The sequence below is a fragment of the Acinetobacter larvae genome, assembly GCF_001704115.1.
Lineage (GTDB): Bacteria > Pseudomonadota > Gammaproteobacteria > Pseudomonadales > Moraxellaceae > Acinetobacter > Acinetobacter larvae.
Map to the genome: position 1 here is coordinate 2,778,295 of NZ_CP016895.1, position 25,371 is coordinate 2,803,665.

22 protein-coding genes are annotated in these 25,371 nt (G+C 42.4%); 11 read left to right on the plus strand and 11 right to left on the minus strand.

What is annotated here, in order from left to right:
- The first annotated feature begins 29 nt into the window (after nt 1–29).
- The 3 genes from BFG52_RS12405 to BFG52_RS12415 all read left to right on the plus strand — a co-directional run bounded on the left by BFG52_RS12405 (nt 30) and on the right by BFG52_RS12415 (nt 2,598).
- On the plus strand, nt 30–953 hold the full coding sequence (locus BFG52_RS12405; RefSeq protein ID WP_067556730.1) for a patatin-like phospholipase family protein: 924 nt from the start codon (nt 30–32) through the stop codon (nt 951–953).
- A 236-nt stretch (nt 954–1,189) separates the two neighbouring features.
- A complete protein-coding gene (locus BFG52_RS12410) occupies nt 1,190–1,660 on the plus strand; it encodes an NfeD family protein (protein WP_067559537.1) in 471 nt (156 codons plus the stop codon).
- Between the two features lie 86 nt (nt 1,661–1,746).
- Nucleotides 1,747–2,598, plus strand: coding sequence for an SPFH domain-containing protein (locus BFG52_RS12415; RefSeq protein WP_067556732.1), 852 nt, complete (start codon nt 1,747–1,749; stop codon nt 2,596–2,598).
- 121 nt (nt 2,599–2,719) lie between these two features.
- Here the strand turns inward: BFG52_RS12415 and ppk1 are convergent, their stop codons facing one another.
- Nucleotides 2,720–4,795, minus strand: a complete 2,076-nt coding sequence (gene ppk1 / locus BFG52_RS12420; protein ID WP_067556734.1) for a polyphosphate kinase 1 — start codon at nt 4,793–4,795, stop codon at nt 2,720–2,722.
- Between the two features lie 106 nt (nt 4,796–4,901).
- The gene (mtgA, locus tag BFG52_RS12425; RefSeq protein WP_067556736.1) at nt 4,902–5,576 is read right to left on the minus strand and encodes a monofunctional biosynthetic peptidoglycan transglycosylase; all 675 of its coding nucleotides are present in this window, start codon (nt 5,574–5,576) and stop codon (nt 4,902–4,904) included.
- Nucleotides 5,577–5,660: 84 nt separating this feature from the next.
- Here mtgA and BFG52_RS12430 point away from each other — a divergent pair, with 84 nt between their 5' ends.
- Nucleotides 5,661–6,467, plus strand: coding sequence for a rhomboid family intramembrane serine protease (locus BFG52_RS12430; protein ID WP_067556738.1), 807 nt, complete (start codon nt 5,661–5,663; stop codon nt 6,465–6,467).
- Nucleotides 6,468–6,593: 126 nt separating this feature from the next.
- Here the strand turns inward: BFG52_RS12430 and BFG52_RS12435 are convergent, their stop codons facing one another.
- Nucleotides 6,594–7,208 carry a carbonic anhydrase gene (locus BFG52_RS12435; protein ID WP_067556740.1) on the minus strand — a complete coding sequence of 205 codons (615 nt, stop codon included), beginning with the start codon at nt 7,206–7,208 and terminating at the stop codon, nt 6,594–6,596.
- A 309-nt stretch (nt 7,209–7,517) separates the two neighbouring features.
- Between BFG52_RS12435 and BFG52_RS12440 the strand changes: the two genes are divergently transcribed.
- Together BFG52_RS12440 and BFG52_RS12445 are read left to right on the plus strand one after the other, a co-directional pair.
- Nucleotides 7,518–8,525, plus strand: coding sequence for an alpha/beta fold hydrolase (locus tag BFG52_RS12440; protein ID WP_099092638.1), 1,008 nt, complete (start codon nt 7,518–7,520; stop codon nt 8,523–8,525).
- A 42-nt stretch (nt 8,526–8,567) separates the two neighbouring features.
- Nucleotides 8,568–9,602 (plus strand): hypothetical protein, encoded by a 1,035-nt coding sequence (locus tag BFG52_RS12445; protein ID WP_067556745.1) that lies wholly within the window; start codon nt 8,568–8,570, stop codon nt 9,600–9,602.
- 109 nt (nt 9,603–9,711) lie between these two features.
- Here the strand turns inward: BFG52_RS12445 and BFG52_RS12450 are convergent, their stop codons facing one another.
- Entirely contained in the window at nt 9,712–10,161 is a 450-nt protein-coding gene (locus tag BFG52_RS12450) for an ABZJ_00895 family protein (protein WP_067556746.1), read from the minus strand.
- A gap of 450 nt (nt 10,162–10,611) precedes the next feature.
- On the opposite strand from BFG52_RS12450, the gene BFG52_RS12455 reads away from it, so the two are divergent.
- The 3 genes from BFG52_RS12455 (at nt 10,612) to BFG52_RS12465 (ending at nt 17,881) form a co-directional block, all read left to right on the plus strand.
- A complete protein-coding gene (locus tag BFG52_RS12455; protein ID WP_067556749.1) occupies nt 10,612–11,856 on the plus strand; it encodes an exonuclease SbcCD subunit D in 1,245 nt (414 codons plus the stop codon).
- A gap of 27 nt (nt 11,857–11,883) precedes the next feature.
- Nucleotides 11,884–15,474: an AAA family ATPase gene (locus BFG52_RS12460; protein ID WP_067556752.1), complete on the plus strand. Its 3,591-nt coding sequence runs from the start codon at nt 11,884–11,886 to the stop codon at nt 15,472–15,474.
- 268 nt (nt 15,475–15,742) lie between these two features.
- Nucleotides 15,743–17,881 carry a TonB-dependent siderophore receptor gene (locus tag BFG52_RS12465; RefSeq protein ID WP_067556754.1) on the plus strand — a complete coding sequence of 713 codons (2,139 nt, stop codon included), beginning with the start codon at nt 15,743–15,745 and terminating at the stop codon, nt 17,879–17,881.
- 168 nt (nt 17,882–18,049) lie between these two features.
- On the opposite strand, the gene BFG52_RS12470 is transcribed toward BFG52_RS12465, so the two are convergent.
- Complete coding sequence (locus BFG52_RS12470) at nt 18,050–18,736, minus strand: YggS family pyridoxal phosphate-dependent enzyme (protein WP_067556757.1); 687 nt, start codon at nt 18,734–18,736, stop codon at nt 18,050–18,052.
- 115 nt (nt 18,737–18,851) lie between these two features.
- On the opposite strand from BFG52_RS12470, the gene BFG52_RS12475 reads away from it, so the two are divergent.
- Nucleotides 18,852–19,853 carry a type IV pilus twitching motility protein PilT gene (locus tag BFG52_RS12475; protein WP_067556760.1) on the plus strand — a complete coding sequence of 334 codons (1,002 nt, stop codon included), beginning with the start codon at nt 18,852–18,854 and terminating at the stop codon, nt 19,851–19,853.
- 105 nt (nt 19,854–19,958) lie between these two features.
- Here the strand turns inward: BFG52_RS12475 and fur are convergent, their stop codons facing one another.
- Nucleotides 19,959–20,396 (minus strand): ferric iron uptake transcriptional regulator, encoded by a 438-nt coding sequence (gene fur, locus BFG52_RS12480; RefSeq protein WP_067556763.1) that lies wholly within the window; start codon nt 20,394–20,396, stop codon nt 19,959–19,961.
- A gap of 112 nt (nt 20,397–20,508) precedes the next feature.
- On the opposite strand from fur, the gene BFG52_RS12485 reads away from it, so the two are divergent.
- Nucleotides 20,509–20,907: an outer membrane protein assembly factor BamE gene (locus BFG52_RS12485; protein WP_067556765.1), complete on the plus strand. Its 399-nt coding sequence runs from the start codon at nt 20,509–20,511 to the stop codon at nt 20,905–20,907.
- 46 nt (nt 20,908–20,953) lie between these two features.
- On the opposite strand, the gene BFG52_RS12490 is transcribed toward BFG52_RS12485, so the two are convergent.
- From BFG52_RS12490 to argB, 5 genes are all read right to left on the minus strand, one after another.
- Nucleotides 20,954–21,298 carry an RnfH family protein gene (locus tag BFG52_RS12490; RefSeq protein ID WP_067556767.1) on the minus strand — a complete coding sequence of 115 codons (345 nt, stop codon included), beginning with the start codon at nt 21,296–21,298 and terminating at the stop codon, nt 20,954–20,956.
- Nucleotides 21,295–22,368: a hypothetical protein gene (locus BFG52_RS12495; protein ID WP_067556770.1), complete on the minus strand. Its 1,074-nt coding sequence runs from the start codon at nt 22,366–22,368 to the stop codon at nt 21,295–21,297. Before BFG52_RS12495 ends, BFG52_RS12490 begins: the two co-directional genes overlap by 4 nt.
- A 152-nt stretch (nt 22,369–22,520) precedes the next feature.
- Complete coding sequence (locus tag BFG52_RS12500) at nt 22,521–23,369, minus strand: class II glutamine amidotransferase (protein ID WP_067556773.1); 849 nt, start codon at nt 23,367–23,369, stop codon at nt 22,521–22,523.
- A 97-nt stretch (nt 23,370–23,466) separates the two neighbouring features.
- Complete coding sequence (locus BFG52_RS12505; protein ID WP_067556775.1) at nt 23,467–24,243, minus strand: GNAT family N-acetyltransferase; 777 nt, start codon at nt 24,241–24,243, stop codon at nt 23,467–23,469.
- A 222-nt stretch (nt 24,244–24,465) separates the two neighbouring features.
- Nucleotides 24,466–25,371, minus strand: a complete 906-nt coding sequence (argB, locus tag BFG52_RS12510) for an acetylglutamate kinase (protein ID WP_067556777.1) — start codon at nt 25,369–25,371, stop codon at nt 24,466–24,468.

The following is a 25,371-nucleotide window of genomic DNA, read 5'->3' on the forward strand; positions in this document are numbered from 1 at the left end:
CAAACATTTTAACGCGTCAAAATGAGATTATGCTAAATCCTATCAAAACTTGTGGTGCTGTCGCACTACTGAGCTTGAGTCTCGCTGGCTGTGACAAATTCAGCCAAAAATCTGCAAACACCACACACATTGCCCCACGTCAACCCGTCATTGCACTCGCCCTCGGTGGCGGTGGAGCCAAGGGTTTTGCCCATATTGGGGTGATTAAAGTGCTTGAATCTCACGGTATTAAACCCAAAATTGTCACTGGGACCAGCGCAGGGAGTTTTGTTGGCAGTATTTATGCGAGTGGTAAAAGCCCTTATCAGATGCAGCAACTTGCCCTACAACTCAAAGAGTCAGACTTACGCGATCTAACCCTTAACAGCCGTGGCATCGTCCAAGGACAAAAATTACAAGATTATATCAACCGTCAGGTGGGCAATAAGGCCATTGAACAATTTCCAATACGCTTTGCTGCCGTAGCAACCCGTTTAGACAGCGGAAAAAAAGCTGAGTTTATCAAAGGCAATACCGGTCAAGCGGTACGTGCCTCATGTAGTATTCCCAATGTCTTTGTTCCGACTAAAATTGGTACGCAAGAATATGTCGATGGCGGATTGGTAAGCCCTATTCCAGTACAGACTGCGCGAGATATGGGGGCAGATATTGTGATTGCCGTCGATATTTCTGCCCGTCCTGCAGCCAATCAAAGCATGAATATGTGGGGCTTACTGGATCAGACCATTAATATTATGGGTCAGCAAAGTATTAACCAAGAATTATCAAAAGCCACGGTGGTGATTCAACCCAAAGTGGGGCATTTAGGAACACTTGATTTAAAAGCCAGCAATCAAGCGATTTTAGAAGGTGAAAAAGCCGCACAAGCTAAAATTACTGCCATTCAAAGTGCCATCCAAAACTTTAAAAACTCCCCTGCAGCATTACAACCCGCACCACGTGCTAAGTTCTAGGCTTATATTCATTTGTTGTATTTTTAAAGCAAGCTGTAGATGAATATCTCAGCTTGCTTTAAGCTTAGCACTGATGTTTATATTTTATAGTTTTTATACTTGTTTATACGCGTTATGCCAATTCGCCTCAAATCACCATCAAACACTGTAATGTATACCCCATCTGCTACAGTCAATGATAAAACATTCGCGTCTACCCATTAGAGTATATAAAAATGATGATCATGGTATTTGGTATGGAATTTATCATGCAACCTTGGCATTGGTTTGTTTTGGGGATCATTTTGATTTTATCAGAATTGATTTTACCCGCATTTGCCGCATTATGGTTTGGTATTGCAGCGATTATCGTCGCTTTATTATTTGCCTTATTTCCAAGCATGAGTTTTGTTATGCAGTGTATGCTGTGGATTATTATTGCCATTAGCTGCACGTTGATCTGGTTTAAGTATATTAAACCGCTGTCTAAAGATAAAACCAAAGCGGGTCTCGCACGAGAAGCCACGCTCGGTCAAATTGGGATGGTCATCCAAACCCATTTAGACCATGAGCAAATTCTAGTCCGTTTTCCAATGCCATTATTGGGGAGTGATGAATGGATGTGTCGGTGTTTAGCCACAGTTGCCATTGGTGATCGCGTCATCGTCACCGATATTTTAGGCAATGACTTGGTGGTGAAACCCTATAGCAGCCAAGCCCCCCACTAAGCTGGCATTTATTTTTTATGATGCGAATTTAGAAAATTTTCATGAAGAGACTTTTCAACAATAACTTTTAATTGTGAGGATTCATTATGGGACCAGGATCAATCAGTGCGTTAGTACTGGTACTTTTTGTGGCCATTACCATTTATAAAGGCGTTCGGATTGTACCGCAAGGCTATAAATGGATTGTACAACGTCTCGGTAAATACCATTCCACCCTTAAACCCGGGCTAAACTTCGTCATTCCCTATATTGATGAAGTCTCTTATAAAGTCACCACCAAAGATATTGTCTTGGATATTCCATCACAAGAAGTCATTACCCGTGATAACGCAGTGTTATTAATGAATGCTGTGGCATATATTAATTTGACCACACCAGAAAAAGCAGTGTATGGCATCGAAAACTATTCTTGGGCCATTCAAAATATGGTGCAAACTTCGCTTCGTTCCATCGTCGGTGAAATGGATCTTGATGATGCGCTCTCTTCTCGCGATCATATCAAAGCCAAATTAAAAGCTGCGATTTCCGATGATATTTCAGACTGGGGCATTACTCTCAAAACTGTTGAAATTCAAGACATTCAGCCGTCTTCCACCATGCAAGCAGCGATGGAAGCACAAGCTGCAGCAGAACGTCAACGTCGTGCTACCGTAACCAAAGCCGATGGTGAAAAACAAGCTGCGATTTTAGAAGCCGATGGTCGTCTGGAAGCTTCACGTCGTGATGCAGAAGCGCAAGTGGTGTTGGCTGAAGCATCTCAAAAAGCGATTAGCATGGTCACCACTGCGGTAGGCGATAAAGAAATTCCTGTGGCGTACTTACTGGGTGAACAATATGTCAAAGCCATGCAAGATATGGCGAAATCCAATAACAGTAAAACCGTGGTCTTACCTGCCGATATTATGAATACCATTCGTGGTGTTATGGGACGCAATTAATCGCACAACACATCGCGACATCACGATTATTAAACTAAACGCTGCATAAAAAATCCCCACTGCAATGCAATGGGGATTTTTTATGCGCTTAAAGCTTAACTTAAATCTTAAATCTTAAATCTTAAACAATCGTATCGATTAAAATTTGCTGGGCATTGTGTGATTCTTGATTTTCAGCTTTTTCAACACGCTGCCAAGTTCCATCGCCATTTAAAGTCCACGCACGGCGATTATCTTGTAAATAGTTCAATAAACCTTGTTCATAAATACGTTTCTTTAAAACAGGATCATCTACAGGGAAACAGGCTTCAACACGGTTAAATAAATTACGGTCCATCCAGTCTGCACTAGAACAGTAAATACGAGCCTGACCATTATTACTAAAATAATAAACCCGTGTGTGTTCGAGGAAACGTCCCACGATTGAACGCACGCGAATATTCTCCGATAAGTTTGGTAAACCTGGACGTAAACAACAAATCGAACGGATAATTAAATCGATCTGTACACCAGCTTGAGAGGCTTCATAGAGTTTATTAATTAACTGTACTTCAGTCAGTGCATTGACCTTGACAATAATATGCGCAGGCTTACCTGCTTTGGCATTGGCAATTTCATCGTCAATAAAATGTAATAACTGCGTATGTAGCGTAAAAGGTGCATGCAATAACTTTTTCAGTTTCGGCATTTTCCCCATTCCAGTCAATTCTTGGAACATACGATGTACATCTTCACATAATTCTTTGTCTGTGGTTAATAAACCATAGTCAGTATAAATACGCGCATTGCCGGCATGATAGTTTCCAGTCCCCAAATGCACATAACGTTCGAGTTTATTCTGCTCACGGCGTACCACTAAAATCATTTTGGCATGGGTTTTATAACCCACGATGCCATATACCACCACTGCACCCGCTTCTTGTAATACATTGGCAACGGCAATATTGGACTCTTCATCAAAACGTGCACGCAGCTCAATAACAGCCGTCACTTCCTTACCATTACGCGCGGCTTCTGCCAACACCTGTACAATCTCAGAGTCAACCCCACTACGATAAAGTGTTTGTTTAATCGCCAATACTTGTGGATCACGTGCGGCTTCACGCAGTAAATTAATCACCGGTGCAAAAGATTCAAAGGGATGGTGCAGTAAAATATCTTGCTTTTTCATGGCAGCAAAAATATTTTCCGTCTTCTTTAAAACCTTCGGTAAAATCGGGGTATGCGAATCATAACGCAAATGTGGACGTTTAAAATTAGACACCAAACGCGCCAAGTTTACAGGTCCATTGACCTTATACAGTTGCTCTAAGTCCAAATCAAAACGATGTAATAAATACTCATAAATATGCGTTGGACAATTTTCAGTGACTTCTAAACGGACTGCACGACCAAAACGTCGCGAGTTTAGCTCACCTTTCAACGCTTTGGCTAAGTCATCCACATCTTCATTTAATGCAAGATCAGCATTACGCGTCACACGGAATTGATAACAGCCCGTCGCAGTCATACCGGGAAATAAATCAGACACATGCTCATGGATAATCGCCGACAACATCACAAAATGTTCTTTGCCTTCGGTTAAATCATCAGGCAAACGTACCACCCGTGGCAAAGAACGTGGCGCAGGCACAACCGCTAAATCGATATGACGTCCAAAAGCATCCTTCCCTTCCAAAGTCACAATAAAGTTCAGGCTTTTATTGACCAATCGTGGAAATGGGTGTGCAGGGTCTAAGCTAATCGGAGTCAGTACTGGGGCAACTTGTTCTTGGAAATATTTTTTCACCCAAACCGACTGTGCCGGAGACAGCTCACCTCGACGTAGAAAACAAATATCTTCCTGACGGAGCGCTGGTAAAATTTCTTCATTTAAAATGCGATATTGACGCTCAATCGCAGCATGCGCAGTTTTAGAAATCGTTTCTAATACCTGTTTCGGTGTAAGACCATCAGGACTACGACTTTCATTGCCCAAAGACAATTGTTCCATCACCCCAGCAACACGGATTTCAAAAAACTCATCCATATTACGTGTAAAAATTTGTAGAAAGTTCAAACGTTCTAGCAAAGGATGCAAAGGATCGACTGCTTGTTCTAGGACGCGCAAATGAAAATCTAAGATCGATAACTCCCGATTGATATACCGCTCATTATAAGAATATTCTGTCGCGATATTATTAACTGCGTTGTTCATGCCACTGCCCTGAGATAAAGTGATACAACTTAAGTATGCTTCAAATTTGTGACGATTTCATAACTTTTTGTATAAAAAATAATCTGTTAGCAGGAAATTGAACTGCTCAGTTCGGAATCGGTGTGCCGGCCATATGTTTTAAGATAAATCTTTGTCTTGCCTTGAATTTTTTATCATTTCTGTGCTGTTGATAATAGCTAGGATTGGGCAATAATGCTGCCAAAAATGCAGCTTGATCACGCGAAAGTTGTTGCGCTGAGCAATTAAAATAATATTGCGCTGCGGCTTCAACACCAAAAAGATGCTCACCGAACTCTACACTATTGAGATAAACCTCTAAAATACGCTGTTTCGACCATAATTTTTCCATCATCACGGTAATAATTGCTTCTTGCCCTTTACGTAAATACGAACGTCCATTAAATAAAAATAAATTCTTGGCTAATTGCTGACTAACCGTCGAGCCACCCGCTTGAATATGTTCTTGAGCAAAATTACGCTGCAGGGCTAATTCAATACTTTTCCAATCAAAACCGTGATGCCAAATAAAACGACCATCCTCTCCAGCCAAAACGGCACGCTTCATATGAACACTGATTTCTGAATAATCGACCCATTGATGTTTCAACGGTTTAAAGTCTTGATAATAGGTCAAACGCATCAACATGGTGCTGTCAACAGCATGGCTACGCCACCAGATTAAGCTTCCCAAAATCCATAGTTGCATAGCATGCACACACACGATCATGACTGCCAGTGCTCGAACCAAAAAAGCTTTCATGTAATCGTACGTTGCCTCAAATCGATTTTAGAAAATTTCATGCTAAGCTGTAGCCAATATTTAACCAATCATTATGATTCGCCTATGTCAGCAGCAATGCCCCCGCATTTTACACAAAGCCCAACCCACTATGCAAAAATCACGCTGCTATTGATCGCAATAAATGTTGCTTTATTTGTGTGGCAAGTTTTCAGTGGGGTCAATATTCAAGATCCGAGTACTGTGGATGCAATACGGTGGGGTGCCGACTATGCACCTTTGACCTATTTACAACAGCCTTTTCGTTTAGTCAGCAGTATGTTCTTTCATTTTGGCTTTATGCATATTCTGCTCAATATGTGGGCACTGTTTATCTTTGGCAATTTGGCTGAGCAGCTCTTTGGCCGTGTGTACTATATTGGGCTTTATATGCTCTGTGGTATTGCAGGAAGTTTATTAAGCGGTTATATCGATATCTCACACAGTCAGCAATTATTACAACTCAACGAAATCAATCCAGACTTAATACCCCGTGTCGCAGCAGGTGCATCTGGTGCTGTTATGGGTCTAGGTGGCGCTTTAACCTGTTTGGCATTTCTACCGATCTTACCGAGACAGCCTTTGGCACTCAATCGCAAGTCTTTTTTTAGCATTATGCTGATTAACTTGGCTTTTGGAATATTGATGCCTGGTATTAACAATGCTGCCCATGTGGGTGGAATGCTGATGGGTGCTCTACTCACATTGCTTTGGTATGGCATACAATATTATGCCCTACCACGCATTTACCTATACTTGGTGTTATTGCTGAGTGCTGCGCTCTGTTATGGTTTTTATCAATACAATCTCAGCCAACTGGCTGAGATCAAACCCTATTGGCAAGAAATTTTACAGTATATCCCGAACCATTAAACACAGCTCCTATAGATCATCGTCGTATCAAGGTGATGCGACGATCATTGCAACATACTCCTCTCGAGCAGTATGTTACATCACCAGTGCCTATAGCGATAAACACAGAAGATATAGGCACAGATGTTAAAAATCAAAAAATTCTACTTCACCACTTTCCAAAGAATATTCTGCACCAATCACTTTTAACTGCCCTTTGGCAATCAAACTTTCGAGCACAGCTGAGCCATGGCGTAATTGATTGACCGAAGCAAACACATTGGAGCGTACCGCGTGTTTAGACAGCTTACTTAAGTCATCTTTGAGTTCGGTCTGCATCAAAATTTCTACAGATGGACGTACCCGATTGACAATAGACATTAAGTTGGCAGAAGGCGGCGTGTTGGGATTGGTTAGGGCATTAATCGTGGCTTGTATCGCACCACAATGACTGTGTCCGAGTACCACCACTAAGGGGCAAGAATATTGTTCAGCCGCAAATTCAACGCTTCCCACCTGTGACGGTGCTACCACATTTCCAGCCACACGAATCACAAATAAATCACCAAGCCCTTGGTCAAATACAATCTCTGCGGGTACACGCGAATCAGAACACCCCAATATAATTGCAAATGGGTGTTGATCTTCTGCCAAATCAGCGCGTTCTTGATGAGACAAGACTTGGCGATAATTGGTTTCACCACTGGTAAAGCGCAAATTCCCTTGTTTCAATCTGAGTAATGCTTCTTGAGCAGTTAGCATGTTTGTTCCATTTAGCCATGATGTTGCTATCTTAAAGATCAATTATTTAAATGTCACTGATAAAAAATATACTCTGTTACAATTTATCCGCCGGAATTAATCGTGGCTTAAACGCCCAAGATTGCTATTTTGTTGGTTAAAAAGGCTTAAATTCAAAGGATAAATCGACAGTTTTAATAAAATTATGTAGATCAACCAACGGATTAATAATCACCAAGACTTGCACTATTTAAGCAACAACGCACATAAGCTGCACCATCTGCCTTTTGCTTTTATATAATGAGCCCCTTTGTTTAAGGGAAGCCATATATGACGACAATGCTCTCCAAGCATATATTGCCATTACTGAACAACAGTTTATTGACGCTTGCTGTACTGCTTAGTGGCAATCAACTGTTTATTCAGACGAGCCATGCCCAAACACCATCTGTTGCGGTTGAGCGTTATCACAACATTCTCAACGAACAACGGCGTTGGGCGGGATTAGAAAACAAAACCTTGCACGTTGGTGATGTTGTTTGGACCTATAGCGAAGGCGGAGATCCGGCCAAGCCGACCTTGTTGCTGATCCATGGTCTTGCCAGTAGTCGTGATACTTGGAATGAAGTCGCACATGCGCTTACCCCTTACTACCATGTCATTATCCCTGATTTACCGACCAGTGCAGAAACACAAACCCCAGCTCATTTTGATTTCTCGGTGCCCAATGTAACAGAGCATTTACGCCGTTTTATTGAGGCTGCTCATATTCAAGACAACCTGAATATTGCAGGGCATTCGCTGGGTGGTGTAATTGCGATGTTTTACGCGGCACAATATCCAGATGACATTCAAAGTTTGATGCTGGTCAGCAGTGGTGGTATTTATCAGAATAATCATAGCCCTTATATCAAAAACCCTATGGCGATCAAAGAGCTCGTGGTTTCAAAACCTGGTGATATGCGCTATATGATTAAAAAAGTCATGTATGATCCACCGTTTATGCCGACTGTTTTATTTCAACAAAAAGAAAAAATGTTAATCAGTCAATCTGACATGAATAATAAGGTCATTCAGCAGCTTATCGAACTCAATAAGTTATATACCAATAGCTCTTTCGCCAAAATGGTCAGAGAAATTAATGCGCCAACCTTGATTATTTGGGGAAAACAAGATCAAATCATTACGGTTGAAGCCGCGCAGGAATTGCAACAGATGCTACACAAACCTGAGCCCCCTGTTCTGCTAGAGCGCGTTGGTCATGTGCCCATTGTTGAAGCACCAGAACGGGTCATCGAACAATACTTAGTCTTCTTGCAAAAAAATACCACGCCTTAAATGCTCGCGACTGAGCCTTGTGAGGCACCATAGGAACTTGTCATGTCACATCCTCAAATTGAACAACTCATCGACGCGCATTTAGCATTCCTAACAGATTGTTTCGCTCAAGATAATACGGTACATGACGAGTTCCTAGCCTTTTATCAATGGTTTAAACAGCAAGCACTACAAGATATATGGCAATTTCCAGATATCTTCGCGCTGTTAAAAGCACAAATTTTACAACGTCCTGCCAGCGACAGCCTGATCCAACAAATCAGCACACATATTCATTTTGCGCTGTGTCATCCTCTAAATCATGACACCACGGTGCAGGATATTTTACCGGTCTTGACCATCGACAAAATCGCGCGCTATGTCGCAGATAAAAGCCAACATCGTCAAAAATTAATCCAGCGTATCGTGCAACAACCCGCCTTTACCACCATGCTCAGTCAGGTCATTCATCAGTCCATTCAAGAGTATATCGACAATACCATCGTCAATAAAAAAGTACCTGGCGTTGGGCGTTTTATGAAAATGGGTAAATCCGTCTTTGAAAGCGTTACTGACAGTAATATTGACGATACTGTACGCAATTATCTACAAAAAAATCTGCTGCGCATCAGTGAACTCAGTGAAAAAATTATTAACCAACACTTAGATGATGAACGGCTTTATCATCTACAAGCTAGCTTATGGCACAAAATCAAAGGTTTACCACTTAGTACACTACAAGATTATATTTGCCTAGAAGATTTGCCGCATACCGTAGCACTTGGGCATGAAATTTGGGATTATTTACGACAAAGTGAATATCTGGCGCAACAATTACATGATGGTGCTTATACCTGGTATGTCCGTAATCAGGAAAAACCCATGGCATCTATCCTCAATGATTTAAATATTGATGACAACTTAGTGGCTGAACAATTGTCTCCGTTATTGCAACCGATATTTGCTCAAATGTTACAACAGTCCTATCTACAACAACGGGCACGGCATTATTTAAGTCAATTTTATTATGCAGAAAGCACATTAGACCTGTTAAGTCAGCTTGACCTCACGGCAAGGGATCAACAACATTCAAGCTGATCCCCCATCGCAACAATCGGGTTGAGGTGCATTAGGTTTAAGCCCTGACATCAAAAACTGTTATTTATAAAATATTTACTAAAAAACAGCGACGTCTAAAATAGTTTAGTTATTGTTTAAACATCTGTGCCGCCATGCGTTGTGCTTGCGGTCCATAAAACCAAGATGTCACAAAAAATAGCGGCAAACTCACAGCCAAGGCCACCACCAAGATAAAAAACAAAAACTGTAGATTTTGGATATTGGCTAAGAACTCTTGCCAAATTTGTGCGTCCTGACGAGAAAAATAGTAAATCGTACTCACGATACCCGCGGCACTATACAGCCAAAATATCACGATATAGCCAAAAGAAAGTAATAAACGTTGTTGTGTCGTCGGTGCTTGGCGCTGTTTTTTCAAAAAAACGTATAAGGTCGCAATCATCGCCAATAAATAGGGTACTGCCAATAAGCCCATCGCCAAATCTGGGTTTAACAGACTAATAACCATGCCACCCAATAGGCTAAACAATAGACAAAAAACAAAAAACCATAAAAAATAAATACTTAAACCACGCACAAGCTTCCCCTTTTGGCATATTTCTTCCAGTATAGAAAAAATTCAGTTTTTTTTAAAATCTATGTCAACCAAAGCAATATGGACAACGTTATTAGAAGTATAAGGTCTGCAGCAACCGTTTTCTATTTGTACTGGCATCGACAAATATATTCGGAGACCTTCCTTCATAGCGATTAAAAGCAACACTTGCTTCAAGAATTGATTATCTCTGATTCAAGAAGTATTAAGCCGGCGATTTACCATCACTCGAATCGTCGGCTTTTATTTATCTCACTTTTGTATTGATCTAACTTTTTACACAGATCCCCAGATGACTAAGTCACCAATCATCGCACAAAGAGCATGCCCATTGTCATGCTATGCAGTTGTCCTGCGTTCTAGCATGCCGCCCCATTACAATTCGCGTTATACTGCTACTCCTGTGTTTTGCTGTGTAGTGTGGTTCTATCGATGAGTGTACGTTTCTTTCATACTTCGGATTGGCATTTAGGGCAATACTTCTACAATCACTCGCGTTATTATGAGCATCAGCAATTTCTGGACTGGCTTATTGTACAAATTGAGGCACAACAGCCAGATGCACTGCTCATCGCCGGCGATATCTTTGATGTCATCAATCCTGCCGCACAAGCCCAAAAACAACTGTATCAATTTCTAGCAGATGCTCATCGGGTTGCGCCACACCTACAAACACTCATGATCGCGGGTAACCATGATTCGGGCTACCGCATCGAACAAGTACAACCGCTATTAGACAAATATCGCGCCAAAGCAATTGGCGTTATCCAGCGTAACGCAGAGCAAGCACTTGATCTCGATAGTTTATTGCAGCCTATTTATAATCGCGAACAACACATTGTGGCATGGTGCTTGGCATTGCCTTATTTGCGTCCAGCAGAAATTACCAGTGCGCATGAACAATGTCGTCATAGTCAAGATGCCATCGCTTATTTACATCAACAACTGATCGCTGCAGCACGACAACGGCAACAAGCTGGACAAGCCTTGATTTTAATGTCACATGCGCATATGCAAGGGGGGGAAAGTTCTGACTCCGAGCGCCCGATTATTATTGGGCATGAAGAAGCTTTATCAATCTCACTGTTTGATGACCTAATCGATTATGTCGCACTGGGTCATCTGCATAAGCCACAGATCGTGCAACAGCGCCATATCCGCTATAGTGGCTCGCCTATTCCTCTGTCCTTTAGTGAAGTCAAATACCAACATCAAGTGCTTGATGTCAGCATTGACCCAACAGAAAAAGATCCCGAGCAACGCTTAAAACTAACGCGCTTAGCCATCCCTCGCAGTGTGCCGCTACAGCGTATCCAAGGTGAGCTACAAGAAGTTTTGCAACAATTACAACAACTCCCCCAAGGTGAGCCGCTGCCATTAGAACAACGTTGTTATTTGGATATCGAATACCATAGCCTTAGACCACCTCAACTCAATTTAAGACAACAGTTTGAAGACTTATTACCCGAGGATCGTTATCGTCTACTGCGTATTGTTCGCAAATACCCACAGCAACAGTCCAATACCGAGTCATTCGAACAACAATTACTGCTAGAAGCGCCTACGCCAGATAAACTCTTTCAACAACTCTGGCAACAACAAGGCTACCAAGCCGATCCCGACGTTGAGCAAGACTTTGCCAGTTTGGTCATTGAAGCACAGCAAGCACTATCGTAAAGCGCCCCACAGAGTTAGACCTTAGACATGAAAATTACTTCAATACGAATTAAAAATTTAGCCTCTTTGGCAGGCGAGCAGTTTATCGATTTCAGTTGTGAGCCCTTGGCAAGTGCTGGACTCATTGCCATTACTGGCAAAACCGGCGCGGGTAAATCCACCATCTTAGATGCCATGTGCTTAAGTTTATTTAACCGCATTCCACGCTTAAAGGATGGTGAAGGCAAACTGATCGATGTCGATGGCTCAGAGCTTCCCAGCAATTCCCCATTAACAGTCTTACGGCGTGGCAGTGCACATGGTTTTGCTGAGTTATGTTTTGTTGCACCCGATCAAAAGCATTATCTGGCACGTTGGGAAATTAAACGTGCGCGTGAAAATCCTCAAGGAAAATTACAAAATATTCAACGCAGCCTGCGCTGTCTTAGCGATGGAATACTCATTGCCGATAAAATCAAAGCAGTAGATGAGCAAATTCAACAAATTACTCAACTGAGTTTTGAGCAATTTACCCGTGCAGTGCTATTGGCACAGTCGGAAGTGACCGCATTTTTAAAAGCACGTGATCAGGAACGCGGTGAACTGCTTGAATATCTCACCAACTCCAATATTTATGCCAAAATTGGTCAGCTGGCTTTTGAAAAAAGTCGAGACATCCAGCTACAACGGAAACAACTGGAACAAATTTTAGGGCATATCGAGCGACTTAGCCCTGAACAGATCGACAGCTTAGAACAGCAATATCGAGAGTGCCTTGCAGAACAACAGCAATTAGAGCAACAAAAACAACAAGATATTATTGCTCAACAATGGTATCAACGGCAAAGCCAATTACAGCAGAATATCACGCAGAAACAACACGACTTACAACAGGCACAACAGCAATCCCAAGCTTTGGCTGCCGAACGTTTACAACTTCAGCGCTTACAGCTGTTTTCACAGATTCGTCCTTTGGCTTATCGTCACCAACAAGACCTCGCACAGCAACAACACTTAGAGCAGCAGTTACAACAACAGCAGCCCAAGTTTCTACAAATAGAACAGCAATTTACTCAGATACAGCAACAATTCCAGCAGCTAGAACAGCAACAGCAACAACAGCAGCAGTTTGAACAACAATATCAACCGCAATTACTTCTGATTCGTCAGGCATTACAAGAAAGAGAGTTTCTAAAGAAACAATATAAAGAACTGCATTACAAAATTGAGCAAGCCCAACAACAGCACAGCCCTCTTGTAGAGCACAACCAGCAGTTGCAACAACAGCAGCAAGCCTTGCAGCAGAACCTCGCTCAACTGCAACAAACACTCGACTCATCTCAACACTTCGCAGCACTGGATAGTGGTATTAGCGTCCACATTCAGCAGTTTCAGCATTATATCAAGCAATATCGCCCAATCGCAGCGCAAATCGGCTCAATGCAACAAGCCCAACAACAGCTTGGGCAATGCTTAGAGCAGATCAGCCAATACCAGCAACAACATGGTGATGTAGACGCGATCGATCAACAGTTAGAGCAACTGCAACAACAAAGAGAAAACTTACAGCTTAAAATCACCACGCTACAACATTTGCAACAACAATACAGCCAACAACATGCTGTGCAGCAACGCTGTGATGCCTTACAGTTAGAGCAACAACAGCAGCAACAAGCCCTGACGCAACAGCAAGCCCAACAACAACAGGCTGAACAAGACTATCAAGCCAGTAAGGCTGAGCGACTACAACTACAGCATTTTTTACACAAGCAACGCTTACTCTTTACCGAAAGTGTCGAAAAATTGCGTGCTCAATTGCTGCCCGAACAGCCTTGTATCGTTTGCGGCAGTACGGAACATCCCTATTTAGACCCACAGCAGCAACCCAACAAAATGTTGCTCGCACTAGAACAACAACAGTTACAACAGGCTGAACAGCAAGAACAACAACATCTACAGCACTGGCAACAAGCCCAACAACAAGCAGCACGTTTAGACAGTTTATTGCAGCAGTTACAACAACAAATACATGCTTTATCACAGCAAGCTGAACAGTTACAACATGACATTGCACAACATATGCAGATTGCTCAACTACCAGCTTGCCCAACGACACTCAGCATGGCCGAACACCTCAAGGCAGTTATCGCAACGCAGCAAACACTGTTGCACAGCTCAGAACAACAACGTCAGCAATTTCATACAGCCAAACAACAACTGCAAACACTACACAGTCAATCCGCACAACAACAGCAGCAAATCGAGCGAGCGCAACATTTACAAGCACAGATTGAACTCAGCTTGAGTAGCTTAGACAACACAACAGAAAAACAAGCGCTAGACTTTTCAATCCCACACATCAAGAAATTATGCCAACAACTGCAACAACGTCAGCAACAGCTACAGCAGTACAGTCAATGCGAACAACAACTGCAAAGCCTACAGCGCGAACTACAGCACAGTCAGCAACGTTGCCAACATAGCACAGAAAACATCCAACAACTTGAGCAACAACGTCAGGACATTACCACACAAGGGCGGCAAAAAGCTGAATACGCAGACCAAGAACTCGCTCAAATTACAGCAATCACCGCGGTCAAAGCCAGCGAGTGGATGCAACAACATGAGCAGCAACAACAACAGTTACAACAAGACTATGCCGCACTCAAACCACGCTATGAACAGCTTCAACAAGAGTATTTGACGCAAAAACAACAGCGTGATCAAGAACAACATCAACTCCAACAGCTACAGCAAAGTCTGGAACAGCTAGAACAGCAGCTACAGCACTGGTGTGAAAGCCAACAAGACTTCACACTGGCACAATTTCCTGCGCTATTGACCATTGATAGTCACCAAGAACAGCAGATACGTGAACATATACAACACGTTGAAGGGCAATATAATGAAATACAAGCCGTCCATGCGAGCTTGCAAGAACAACTACAATTACACCAACAAACGCAGCCGCCCCATACACTGACACACGTGCTAGAGCGACTTGAACACACAGCAACTGCCCTACAGCAGCAACAACAACATAAAGAACAACTGAAACTACAGCTCGACTTAGAGCGCCGTAATCAGGAAAAACAACAACAATATCAATCACAGATCACAGAAATTCAGCAGCAAGAATATCGCTGGTCAAAAATTTCTAATCTTATGGGCGATAAAAATGGAAAAAAATTTCGTGACTATGCCCAACAGTATCATCTCGATATGCTACTCATTTATGCCAATCAGCAGTTACAACAGCTATCACAACGTTATACGCTTAAACGCCTTGATCACTCCCTCAGTCTGGCAATTATCGACCATGAAATGGATGGCGAAGTCCGTGCTGTCGCCTCTTTATCTGGCGGTGAATCATTTTTAACAGCCTTGGCCTTATCTTTGGCGATTGCCAATATGGCATCTGGTAGCTTAAAAATTGAATCGCTCTTTATTGATGAAGGTTTTGGGACTTTAGATCATGCATCCTTACATATGGTGATGAATGCCCTAGACCATTTACAAAGCCAAGGTCGTAAAGTGATCTTAATTTCCCATATTGCTGAGATGCATGAGCGTATTCCCGTACAGATTCAAGTCAATCCGATTGGTGCCGGTGCTAGTAAAATCGATATTGTGGGCTAATGGCCATGGGGCATGGTTTTTTTTCTACTCATATGCCCCGCGTTACGCCACAAGCAACAATTAAAAAGCTAAGAGATTGAATAAAAACAAATTCGATAATCATAACACGAGACATGGTCATCCCCCACACCTTGGCTAAATTCGATATATCAATCAAAGTCAAATCGGCTATTCAATTAAAAAATAAATCCAATAAAAATAACAATAATGATAAGCGTTATTATTTGTTATATTTGCTTTTTATTTTCTTAACGCTAGAACTTTTGTCATGAATTTTAAAATTTCTCCACTCGCACAGATGCTCGCGAGCATTACCCTATGCAGTATAAATAGTACACTCTATGCGGAAACAGATACCGCTCTACCGACCATTGAATTGCATGCCAATCAAAGTGATAACATCGGTTATACCATCAAAAAAACCACTGCCACCAACAAGCTAGACTTAGATCTCAAACATACGCCACAAAGTGTCTATGCCCTAACCAGCCAGCAAATTGATGAACAAAACCTCAATTCAAGTAATGACATCTTGGCACAAGTTCCTGGCGTCAATGTAGTACGGTATGGACAATTAGGTGCGGGCTATACCACTTATTATAGTCGTGGTTTTGCAATTCAGAATATTCAACGTGATGGCATTCCAAGTACTGCAGCTTCATTTGGTGGTTCAGATATGTTGGGGATCGAAGACTCTGCAATCTATGAACGCGTTGAAGTGATTAAAGGTTCCAATGGTTTAACCAATGGCTCAGGACAACCTAGTGCCAGTATTAACTATGTCCGTAAACGCCCTAGCGCTGAACGAACAGGTTCAGTCAAAGTACAAGCAGGTTCATGGGATAACTATCGTAGCCAAATCGATGTCGGCGGCGCACTAAATGATGATGCATCGATTCGTGGTCGCGCCATTGCAGCCTATGCACAAGGTGGTAGCCAACAAGATCGTTTCGATAGCCGTAATGCTCTATTTTATGGCGCATTAGATTTTGATCTGAGTCCAAATACAATCTTGAGTACCGCACTCAGCGCCCAACAAATTCGTTTAGACCAAGCAACAGCTCATGGCTTACCTTTTGTGTCACATGATCGTATACGCCAACCTGTACACTTTGGTCGTAAAGACAATGCAGCTGCAGAATGGACCTATAGTGATACCGATAAAATAAATCTATTTGTCGGCTTAGAACATCAATTTCAAAATGGCTGGAAAGGTGTTGCCAATTATAGCTTTACCCATGCCGATAACGACCGCGTTTACGGGGTAGCGGGTTCTGGTGGTATCGTCTATGACAGTGATTATGTTGTCAATAAAGATACGACTCTTCATCCAGGACAAATGGTTGTGACCAGTGGGCGTATGCGCAATTCACCAGATGTGCATTCACTTGATCTTTATAGTACCGGTCATTTCAATGCCTTAGGTCGTCAACACCAGTTAAGTGTCGGTTTCAATGGCTATCGCATTCAATCAGATGATCCCAAATACAACCGTTACTATACGCCAGTGCAGATTGAGGGCTGGAATGGTCAAGTCAAACGTCCAGATATGCCTGAAGTTGGTCGTAATCTGGTTGATGAGCAACAGTATGGTGCTTTTTTCGCCTTAGATCTACAATTGCTGGACCCTCTAAAATTATTAGTCGGTAGCCGCGTAAGCCAATGGGAACGTAAAGTCACAGCCAATCAGCAAAAACAAAACGGTATTTTTACACCGTATATCGGCTTGGTTTACGACATCAATGCGCAACATACAGCCTATGCCAGCTATACGTCTATCTTCAACCCATCCAGCAATGAAGATAGCGCGGGGAATTATTTAGACCCAGAAGAAGGTAATAGCTTTGAGATCGGGCTAAAAGGTAGCTATTTTGATGGTCGCCTCAATGCCAGCGCTGCTTACTTCCAAATGAAACAAGATAATTTTGCCATCAAAGACGGCACTGTGATCAACAGTAATGGTAAGCAAGCTTATATCGCTATCAATGGTGCGAAAATCAAAGGGGTAGATCTTATTTTAGCGGGAGAATTATTACCCAATTGGAATATGCAAGCAGGTTATAGCTATGTCGATGCTGAAAACCAAAATGGTGAACCACTCAGAACAGATATTCCTGAGCACAATATAAAATTATTTACCAGTTATCAGTGGCAGCAATGGACCCTCGGTGGTGGCATCCAATGGCAAAGTAAAATCTATGATGCCAGTGCCAAAGGAATTGTGGCTGAATATAATCGCCAACCCGCCTATACCTTGGTTAACTTAATGGGACGATACGCGATCAGACCTGATCTCAGTGTGGGCTTAAACCTCAACAATGTATTTGACAAAACGTATAAGCAAAATACCAGCAATACTTGGGGAACAGGTCGTCAAATTACAGGCTCACTCACCTATCAGTTCTAAGGACTATAGTCCTAAGTTCTATAGTTCTATAGTTCTAAGGACCATCATCCTGATCGCAAGCTATTCTGGTAATCATAAGCAAACGGCGAACATAGCTATGTTTGCCGTTTGCTGTTTTTAATTTGCAAAGCTGCTAGCCAGTGTGGATAAACAGATGCCGTCAATCGCTTAAGATCTATGGTAATCACGCTGACCAAATAGCGCCGTACCTACTCGTACCATGGTGGCACCCGCAGCAATTGCAGCATCTAAATCACCTGACATGCCCATACTCAACGTATCCCAATGTTCCGGATGCTGATGCATCGCTTTAACCTGTTCAAATAACTGCTGCGCCTCGACAAATGCTTGATGATGCCCAGCCGCTGGAATGATCATCAAGCCACGCAAACAGAGATTGGGAAGCTGACTGATGGCATGCACTAATTCAGCCACCTCAGCTGGCTGACAACCATCTTTACTGTCTTGTTGATCAATATTCACTTGCAGACAAATATTCAGTGGTCGCTCATGTTGGCGCTGTTGTGACAACCGTTGTGCAATCACCAAGCGGTCGACCCCATGCACCCAATCAAAGTGCTCTGCTAGGTGTTTGGTCTTATTTCGTTGGACATGACCAATAAAATGCCATTCAATATCTAAGCCTGCCAGCTGTTGGATTTTATCTAAAGCTTCTTGTACATAGTTTTCACCGAAGGCACGTTGCCCATCGACATACATTTGACGAATCATCTCACTGGGATGTGTTTTTGATACAGCCAATAACTGCACACTCTGTACATCACGTTGTGCAGCAACACAAGAGGATGCAATACGTTGTAAAACTTGCTGGCGTGCAGCGTGTAAGTCGTTCATAAAAAGTATTCCAAGATTTATGCGCATGACCCAATAGCATAATCACAGCATCGCTATTCAAGCATATACGCGGCATTTACATTATAACAAGCCGTCCTAGAAGGATAAGCACTTTATGCAACTCTATGATTTATTGAAACTAGGAACTGAGCAAGGTGCATCCGACCTGCATTTAAGCGCAGGACATCCCGCCATGCTTAGAATCGATGGTCGTCTGCAACGTAGCAGCTCGACCTACTTAACAACAAGCCACATCACGGACTATCTGGCACAGATTTTATCTGCCCATCAATTGCAACAATTCCAACAAAAACAAGAAATTGATTGCGCTATTGAACTGCCCGAATTAGGTCGTTTTCGCATCAATGTGTTCCAGCAACAACGGGGTGCCGCCTTGGCGTGTCGCTATATTGCAACGCAGATTAAAAGTTTATCGGCCCTGGGCTTAGATGAAATATTTCAGGAGATCTGTCAGATAAAACAAGGACTAGTATTGGTTACAGGCGCCACAGGTACAGGGAAATCAACCACATTGGCGGCAATGCTGGACTATATTAACCAAACACAAGCTGCACATATTATCACGCTAGAAGATCCCATCGAGTTTATTCATCATAGTCAGAATTGTTTAATCCAGCAAAGAGAAATCCACACACATAGTCAGAGCTTCAATCATGCATTACGCGCAGCGCTACGCGAAGATCCAGACATTATCTTGATTGGAGAACTACGTGACTTAGAAACCATTCGTTTGGCATTGACTGCTGCGGAGACTGGTCATTTGGTATTTGCCAGTTTGCATACCGCCTCAGCGGCACAAAGCATTCATCGCTTAATCGATGTATTCCCCGCCACAGAGAAACAAACGGTACGCCACCTCTTAGCGGAATCCTTACAAGCTGTAATTGCACAGACCTTGCTCAAGAAAACAACTGCTGGTCGCATCGCGGTCCATGAAATCATGCTCGCCATCCCTGCAATTCGTCATCTTATCCGTGATGATAAAATTAGCCAGATTAATTCCTGCATCCAAACTGGTGCGCAATATGGTATGCGCAGTCTGGCACAAAGTCATGCTCAGTTACGCCAGCAAGGCATTATCAGCAGTGCCTTATAGCAAAATGCGGCAGATTGAAGATTCAAAAGCCGCAAGCTAAATTTACAAGCCAAGCTATTCTTTGCAGTACATTGCCCAATTGTCATTGAGCAGTACCGTAACACTTTATTTTTTACGTAATGCTTCTTGGCACTCTGCTGCGTCGCAGTAACCATATAGGTTAAGTGAGTGACCTGTTAAGCTAAAATTAAAGTGTTCTGCAACTTTATGTTGTTCTGACTCGATAATATCATTGGTAAATTCAACAACTTTATTGCAATGCTGACAGACCAAATGATCATGATGATCTTCTTGCATGATCTCGAAAACAGAATGATTATTCTCGAAATGATGACGTTGAATAATCCCAGCAGCCTCAAATTGTGTTAACACTCGGTATACGGTCGCTAAACCCACATCTTCGCCTTGTTCGAGTAAAGTCTTATAAATATCTTCCGCACTCAAGTGATGTTGTTTTGAATTCTCTAATAATTCCAAAATTTTAATTCGAGGGAGGGTTACTTTAAGTCCAGCTTTACGTAAGTCTTGATTTGAAATAGCCATAAAAAAGGGTCTCTTAACAAATTTTAAGTTGGAATATGCAACAGAGTACAGATGCAGTATGATTTAAGCTTAGATCAATTGCATCATAATTAATTTGGGATAGTGTAGCAAAATGCAAAAACTCATGCTGACCTTATTCGTCGCAGCCATGCTCGGCGGTTGTTCAATTTTTGGCGTCTACAAGGTAGACATTCCTCAAGGCACTCCACTCACCAAAGCGCAAGCCGCACAAATACAACCTGGCATGTCATATCAGCAGGTTCGCTTTTTGCTCGGTAGTCCAACAGTCACCGATCCCATCAATCCAGCTCGCTGGGATTATATCTACAACTATATCCCAGGTACATATGCTAAAAAGGCAAAAATTCCTGCAGCACATGGTCAACATCTAAAGATTTATTTTGATCAATCTGGAAATGTCAACAAAGTCGAAGGCTTAGAAACAATCCCTGATACACAACCAGGTTTACCAGCATCTAAAGAAGCGATTCTAACAGCCCCACCACTATAACCACTTTCCACAAAAATTAAACCCCTCACATGAGGGGTTTTTCATATTATTTGAATTGTTTAAATCGATTGCCTTGTTTTTGTGGTTTGAGTGGATTGGCAGAAGCACGTTTCCGACGAATGTCTTTAGGATTCAAGCGTAAAGCGCGATAAATCTCAACACGATCACCAGGTTGCACCACATGCAACATATTGCTAATTTTCTCCTGCCAAATACCATATTGTACCGACTCAGGCAAAACTACGTGCTGTAAAATAGCACTTTCATCAATCACATCTTGTACGGTCATCCCCGCACGATAAGGCAACTCAATCAAATGCTGTATATTTTCATCTGCATAGGCAAGCCAAACCCGCTGTTTGGCTGATGATGCTACCTGTTGAGGCTTCATGCCAATACCCGCATTACAAAGGATACAATAGCCATAAGAATAGCCATTGGCGCGACAATACGAACGGCGATACGCCATAAGTTATAGCTAATCTCACTCTTAAAATTCATTGCTTTACGCAAATGACTAATCTTCATGATCCAACCAGCAAAAATCGCATAAATCAAACAAATCACTAAGCCCCAAAGCATCAATATAGATGTCAGCACAGTAGGCGCGTGTGGAATTGCCCAAATGAGCATGGCAAGCAAAATGACGATCCCCTGTAACCAGAGTGCAATACCACGTTCAGCCAGTTGTTGTTGAGCCAGTTGGATTAAAAGTGCTGCAGCCAATAATGCGGCTATTGCGAGACTAAAACCAGCATACTCGACCTGTAAAGAAAAATAGCCAAAAGCAATCACGGCTAAAAGTTGCGCAATCCAAACAGGTACAGCTGTTTGCGTGGCACGTGGCTGCTGCTGGAGTGTGGTTAAATTACTTTGTGCATAGACACCCAAACCTAAACCACTGGCAACCAATGCTAAAATCGTCGCATTACCCCATTCTCCAAACTCAAGCGCGCTAACATGCCATGGTGTTAATGCAGGTCCGCTCATGGTATTGGACAACAGCAATGCCGCAAGCGCAGCAACAGTCGACAACACAACCAGTAGCTGTCGTGGTATATAAGAACATAATACAGCCAGCACTATAGCACCCAGCATCATATAGCTATGAGGCCAATTCAACGGTACATGTTGCGCCAATAACGCAGTAGCACTAGACAATATGCCTGCTGCTAAAAAGGGAATAAATACAATGGCAAGCCAACCAACCACACGCCAATGTTGTGCTGCATCGGCATCACGTGTCAGTGACATCAAAGCATTTAATGCAGTTGTCTTACTCCGTTTAGCCAAGGCAACTTCTAAATAGGTCAAAGGTAAAGCCAGCAATAACATTGCCGCCAACCACAGTAACCAAAAATCAATTTGGCGATCGACTTGCAAACCTAAACTTGGTGCAAGCGCTGAAATTACAATAAATGATAGACAAAAAGCCAGCAGTGGCGATAACCATCGTGACATAAGGGGATCCTGCTTAACGATGTGCAATAGAAATTCTAGCGCTATTTTGCCCTTGTCCTCATTGAAAATCAAAGTTTGCTTGCAAAAAAGCCAAATCGCGGGTAGAGACACAAGCCATCTAACTCAGCAGACTACCCTATAACATGCAGGACTTAGTATTGATCTGCTTTGGTTTTACGAATCAATGCTGGGTTTTCTTGTTCGCGCTTTAAGCGTTGTACATGCGTAACACTACGTTGCACTGGTTGACCATTTTTAAAAACAATCAATTCTCCTGGCACATATGCTGTCCATGCTTCATTTTGGGTAAGTGGCTCAGTGGTAATAATCGCCACACGATCCTCAACAGTAGTCACCGTACTAAAGTCCACCTCTACGTCTAAATCAATGAGACGGGCTGGCTTAAATGGATAAGCACGCACCAACCAATGCAATTTACTGGTCGCATAGCTAAACAAAGCTTGTCCATTGGATAAACAAAAATTAAAGGTGCCATATTCGGCAATACTGGGGGCAATTTGCGTGAGTGCCTCACTAATTTGCTCTAAGGTCGGTTCAACATAGCCAAAACGCTGGACCAATTGATCCAATACATAGCAAAAAGCCCATTCACTGTCGGTATTCCCTACCGGCGTGAAACGGGCAGAAAGACGGGGATGAAAATGGTGTAAATCACCATTATGGGCAAAAATCCATTGTCTACCCCATAACTCACGCACAAAAGGATGTGAGTTTTCAAGGGTAATTTTACCTTGTGTTGCCTTGCGGATATGCGCAATCACATTACGTGATTTAATCGGATAATTACGAATAAACTCAGCAATTGGTGATTCAACAGCCGATTGATTATCGACAAATAAACGACAAGCTTTGTCCTCAAAAAAAGCGATTCCAAAACCATCTGAATGATCTGATGTAATTCCTGCGCGCTGTGAAAAACCACGGAATGAAAAAGTTATATCCGTTGGGGTTGCACAATTCATTCCAAGAAGCTGACACATGACGATTTCTTACAAATACAAATAAAAAAGTTATTGTGCATGAGTCCTGTGCAGCTTGCAAATATAAATAGCTGCGCTACTTGCACGCTAAAATGCATTAGCGTTGGAGTAACTTTTGTCGCACAAATTTTTCTGCAACCTGATGCATATCGAGTAGCACAAAATAATCTAAACAATTAAAAGAAACATCATGATAGGCCTCGCGAGATAGCTTCGCATTCATGGCTAAATACACTTGAAAAAGCTTCGGAATGCGCTCATCTTGCGGGAAGCTAAATTCTGGATGTTGTGGCTCGAAATAAGCACGTGAAGGGACATCAATCACACGCTCAGGCGACATGTTCTTTAAATATAAATCGGTATAATAGGCACGCGCCAAATTATCTTCTAAACGCACACTCACACAACCAATCAAATGTTTGGCACGCATTTGCCAAAGTACCGTGGGTACAAGATTAAGCCATAACACAGACAAAGCACGACCATTACGATAACGCGGGTGCACGCAAGTACGACCGATTTCAACCACACGCTCTAAATGGCTTAATGCAGAAAGATCAAATTCCTGAGCGCTATAACTCTGCTGTAGATTATGCTCCTGAAACAGCTTGAGTCGGGTATAGGCAACGATCTCACCACTGTGTTTATCTCTTAAGACGGCGTGTTCACAATTCAGATCATAGAGGTCTTGATCTAAATCTTGCTCAAAATTGATACCAAATTGTTCTGCAAAAAGTTTTGCTCTAAATCTTTGAATTTCTTGTAATTGCTTTAAATTATCCGCCCATTCAAAACGGTATTGCATTGCTGATTTTTTTTGCCCGATAAATGGAAAGCTTAGATTTTGACGATAATGATTGAGCTTAGCCAGCATGTTTGAGGACTCCATAGGCTTATTTATCTAAACTATGCAATCCACATGACAGCAGCATGACACACAACAAACTGCTGCAATTTTGATAATGTGATTATTGAGCGCGTTATTTTTGGCAGTGATTTTAAGCGCTTGTTTTGAATAAGCTGTAGCTCATTTTAAGACTGATGAGAAATCGATTGATTTCCCATCATCGCGTCGAGTACGGTCTGAGATTTAAAATCAATCGATTGATTTTAAACGGTTGCTGATCAAGGTCCCCACACCATGATCGGTAAAGACTTCCAGCAAGGTTGCATGGGGTACACGCCCATCGACAATATGCGCACTGACCACTCCACCTTTTACAGCATCTAATGCACAGCCCACTTTAGGAATCATCCCACCATAAATCACACCGCTTTCAATGAGTCGATCAACTTCTTGCGTACTGAGTCCAGTCAACAGTTGTTTATTTTCATCTAACACACCGCTGATATTGGTCAATAAAATCAGTTTTTCCGCAGCCAATGCCTCAGCAACTTTCCCCGCGACCAAATCGGCATTGATATTATAGGTATTCCCTTGGTCATCCACCCCCAAAGGTGCAATCACAGGAATAAAGTCACTATTACTAAACATTTGTAAAACATCTGTTTTAACGCCAATAACTTCACCAACCAAACCAAGATCAATCGCTTGAACAGAACCATCCTCGGCAGTTTTTTGCATCAGAAGTTTACGTGCACGGAGTAAATTACCATCTTTGCCAGTCAGACCAATGGCACGACCACCATGTTGGTTAATCAAATTGACGATGGATTTGTTCACGCTCCCACCGAGCACCATTTCCACCACCTCCATGGTTGCCGCATCGGTAACGCGCATTCCATCGATACGATCCGATTCACGCCCTAACTGCTTGAGTAAAGAGTCAACTTGCGGCCCTCCACCATGGACAACGATTGGGTTTAAACCAACTGTTTTAAGCAATACGATATCGCGCGCAAAAGAGCTTTCTAAGGCAGGATCCGTCATGGCATTGCCACCATATTTCACAACCAGCGTTTTACCTGAAAATCTTTGGATATAGGGTAAGGCTTCCGTCAAGACTTGGGCTTTATCAGTGCCAGTATGGGTGTGTGCCAT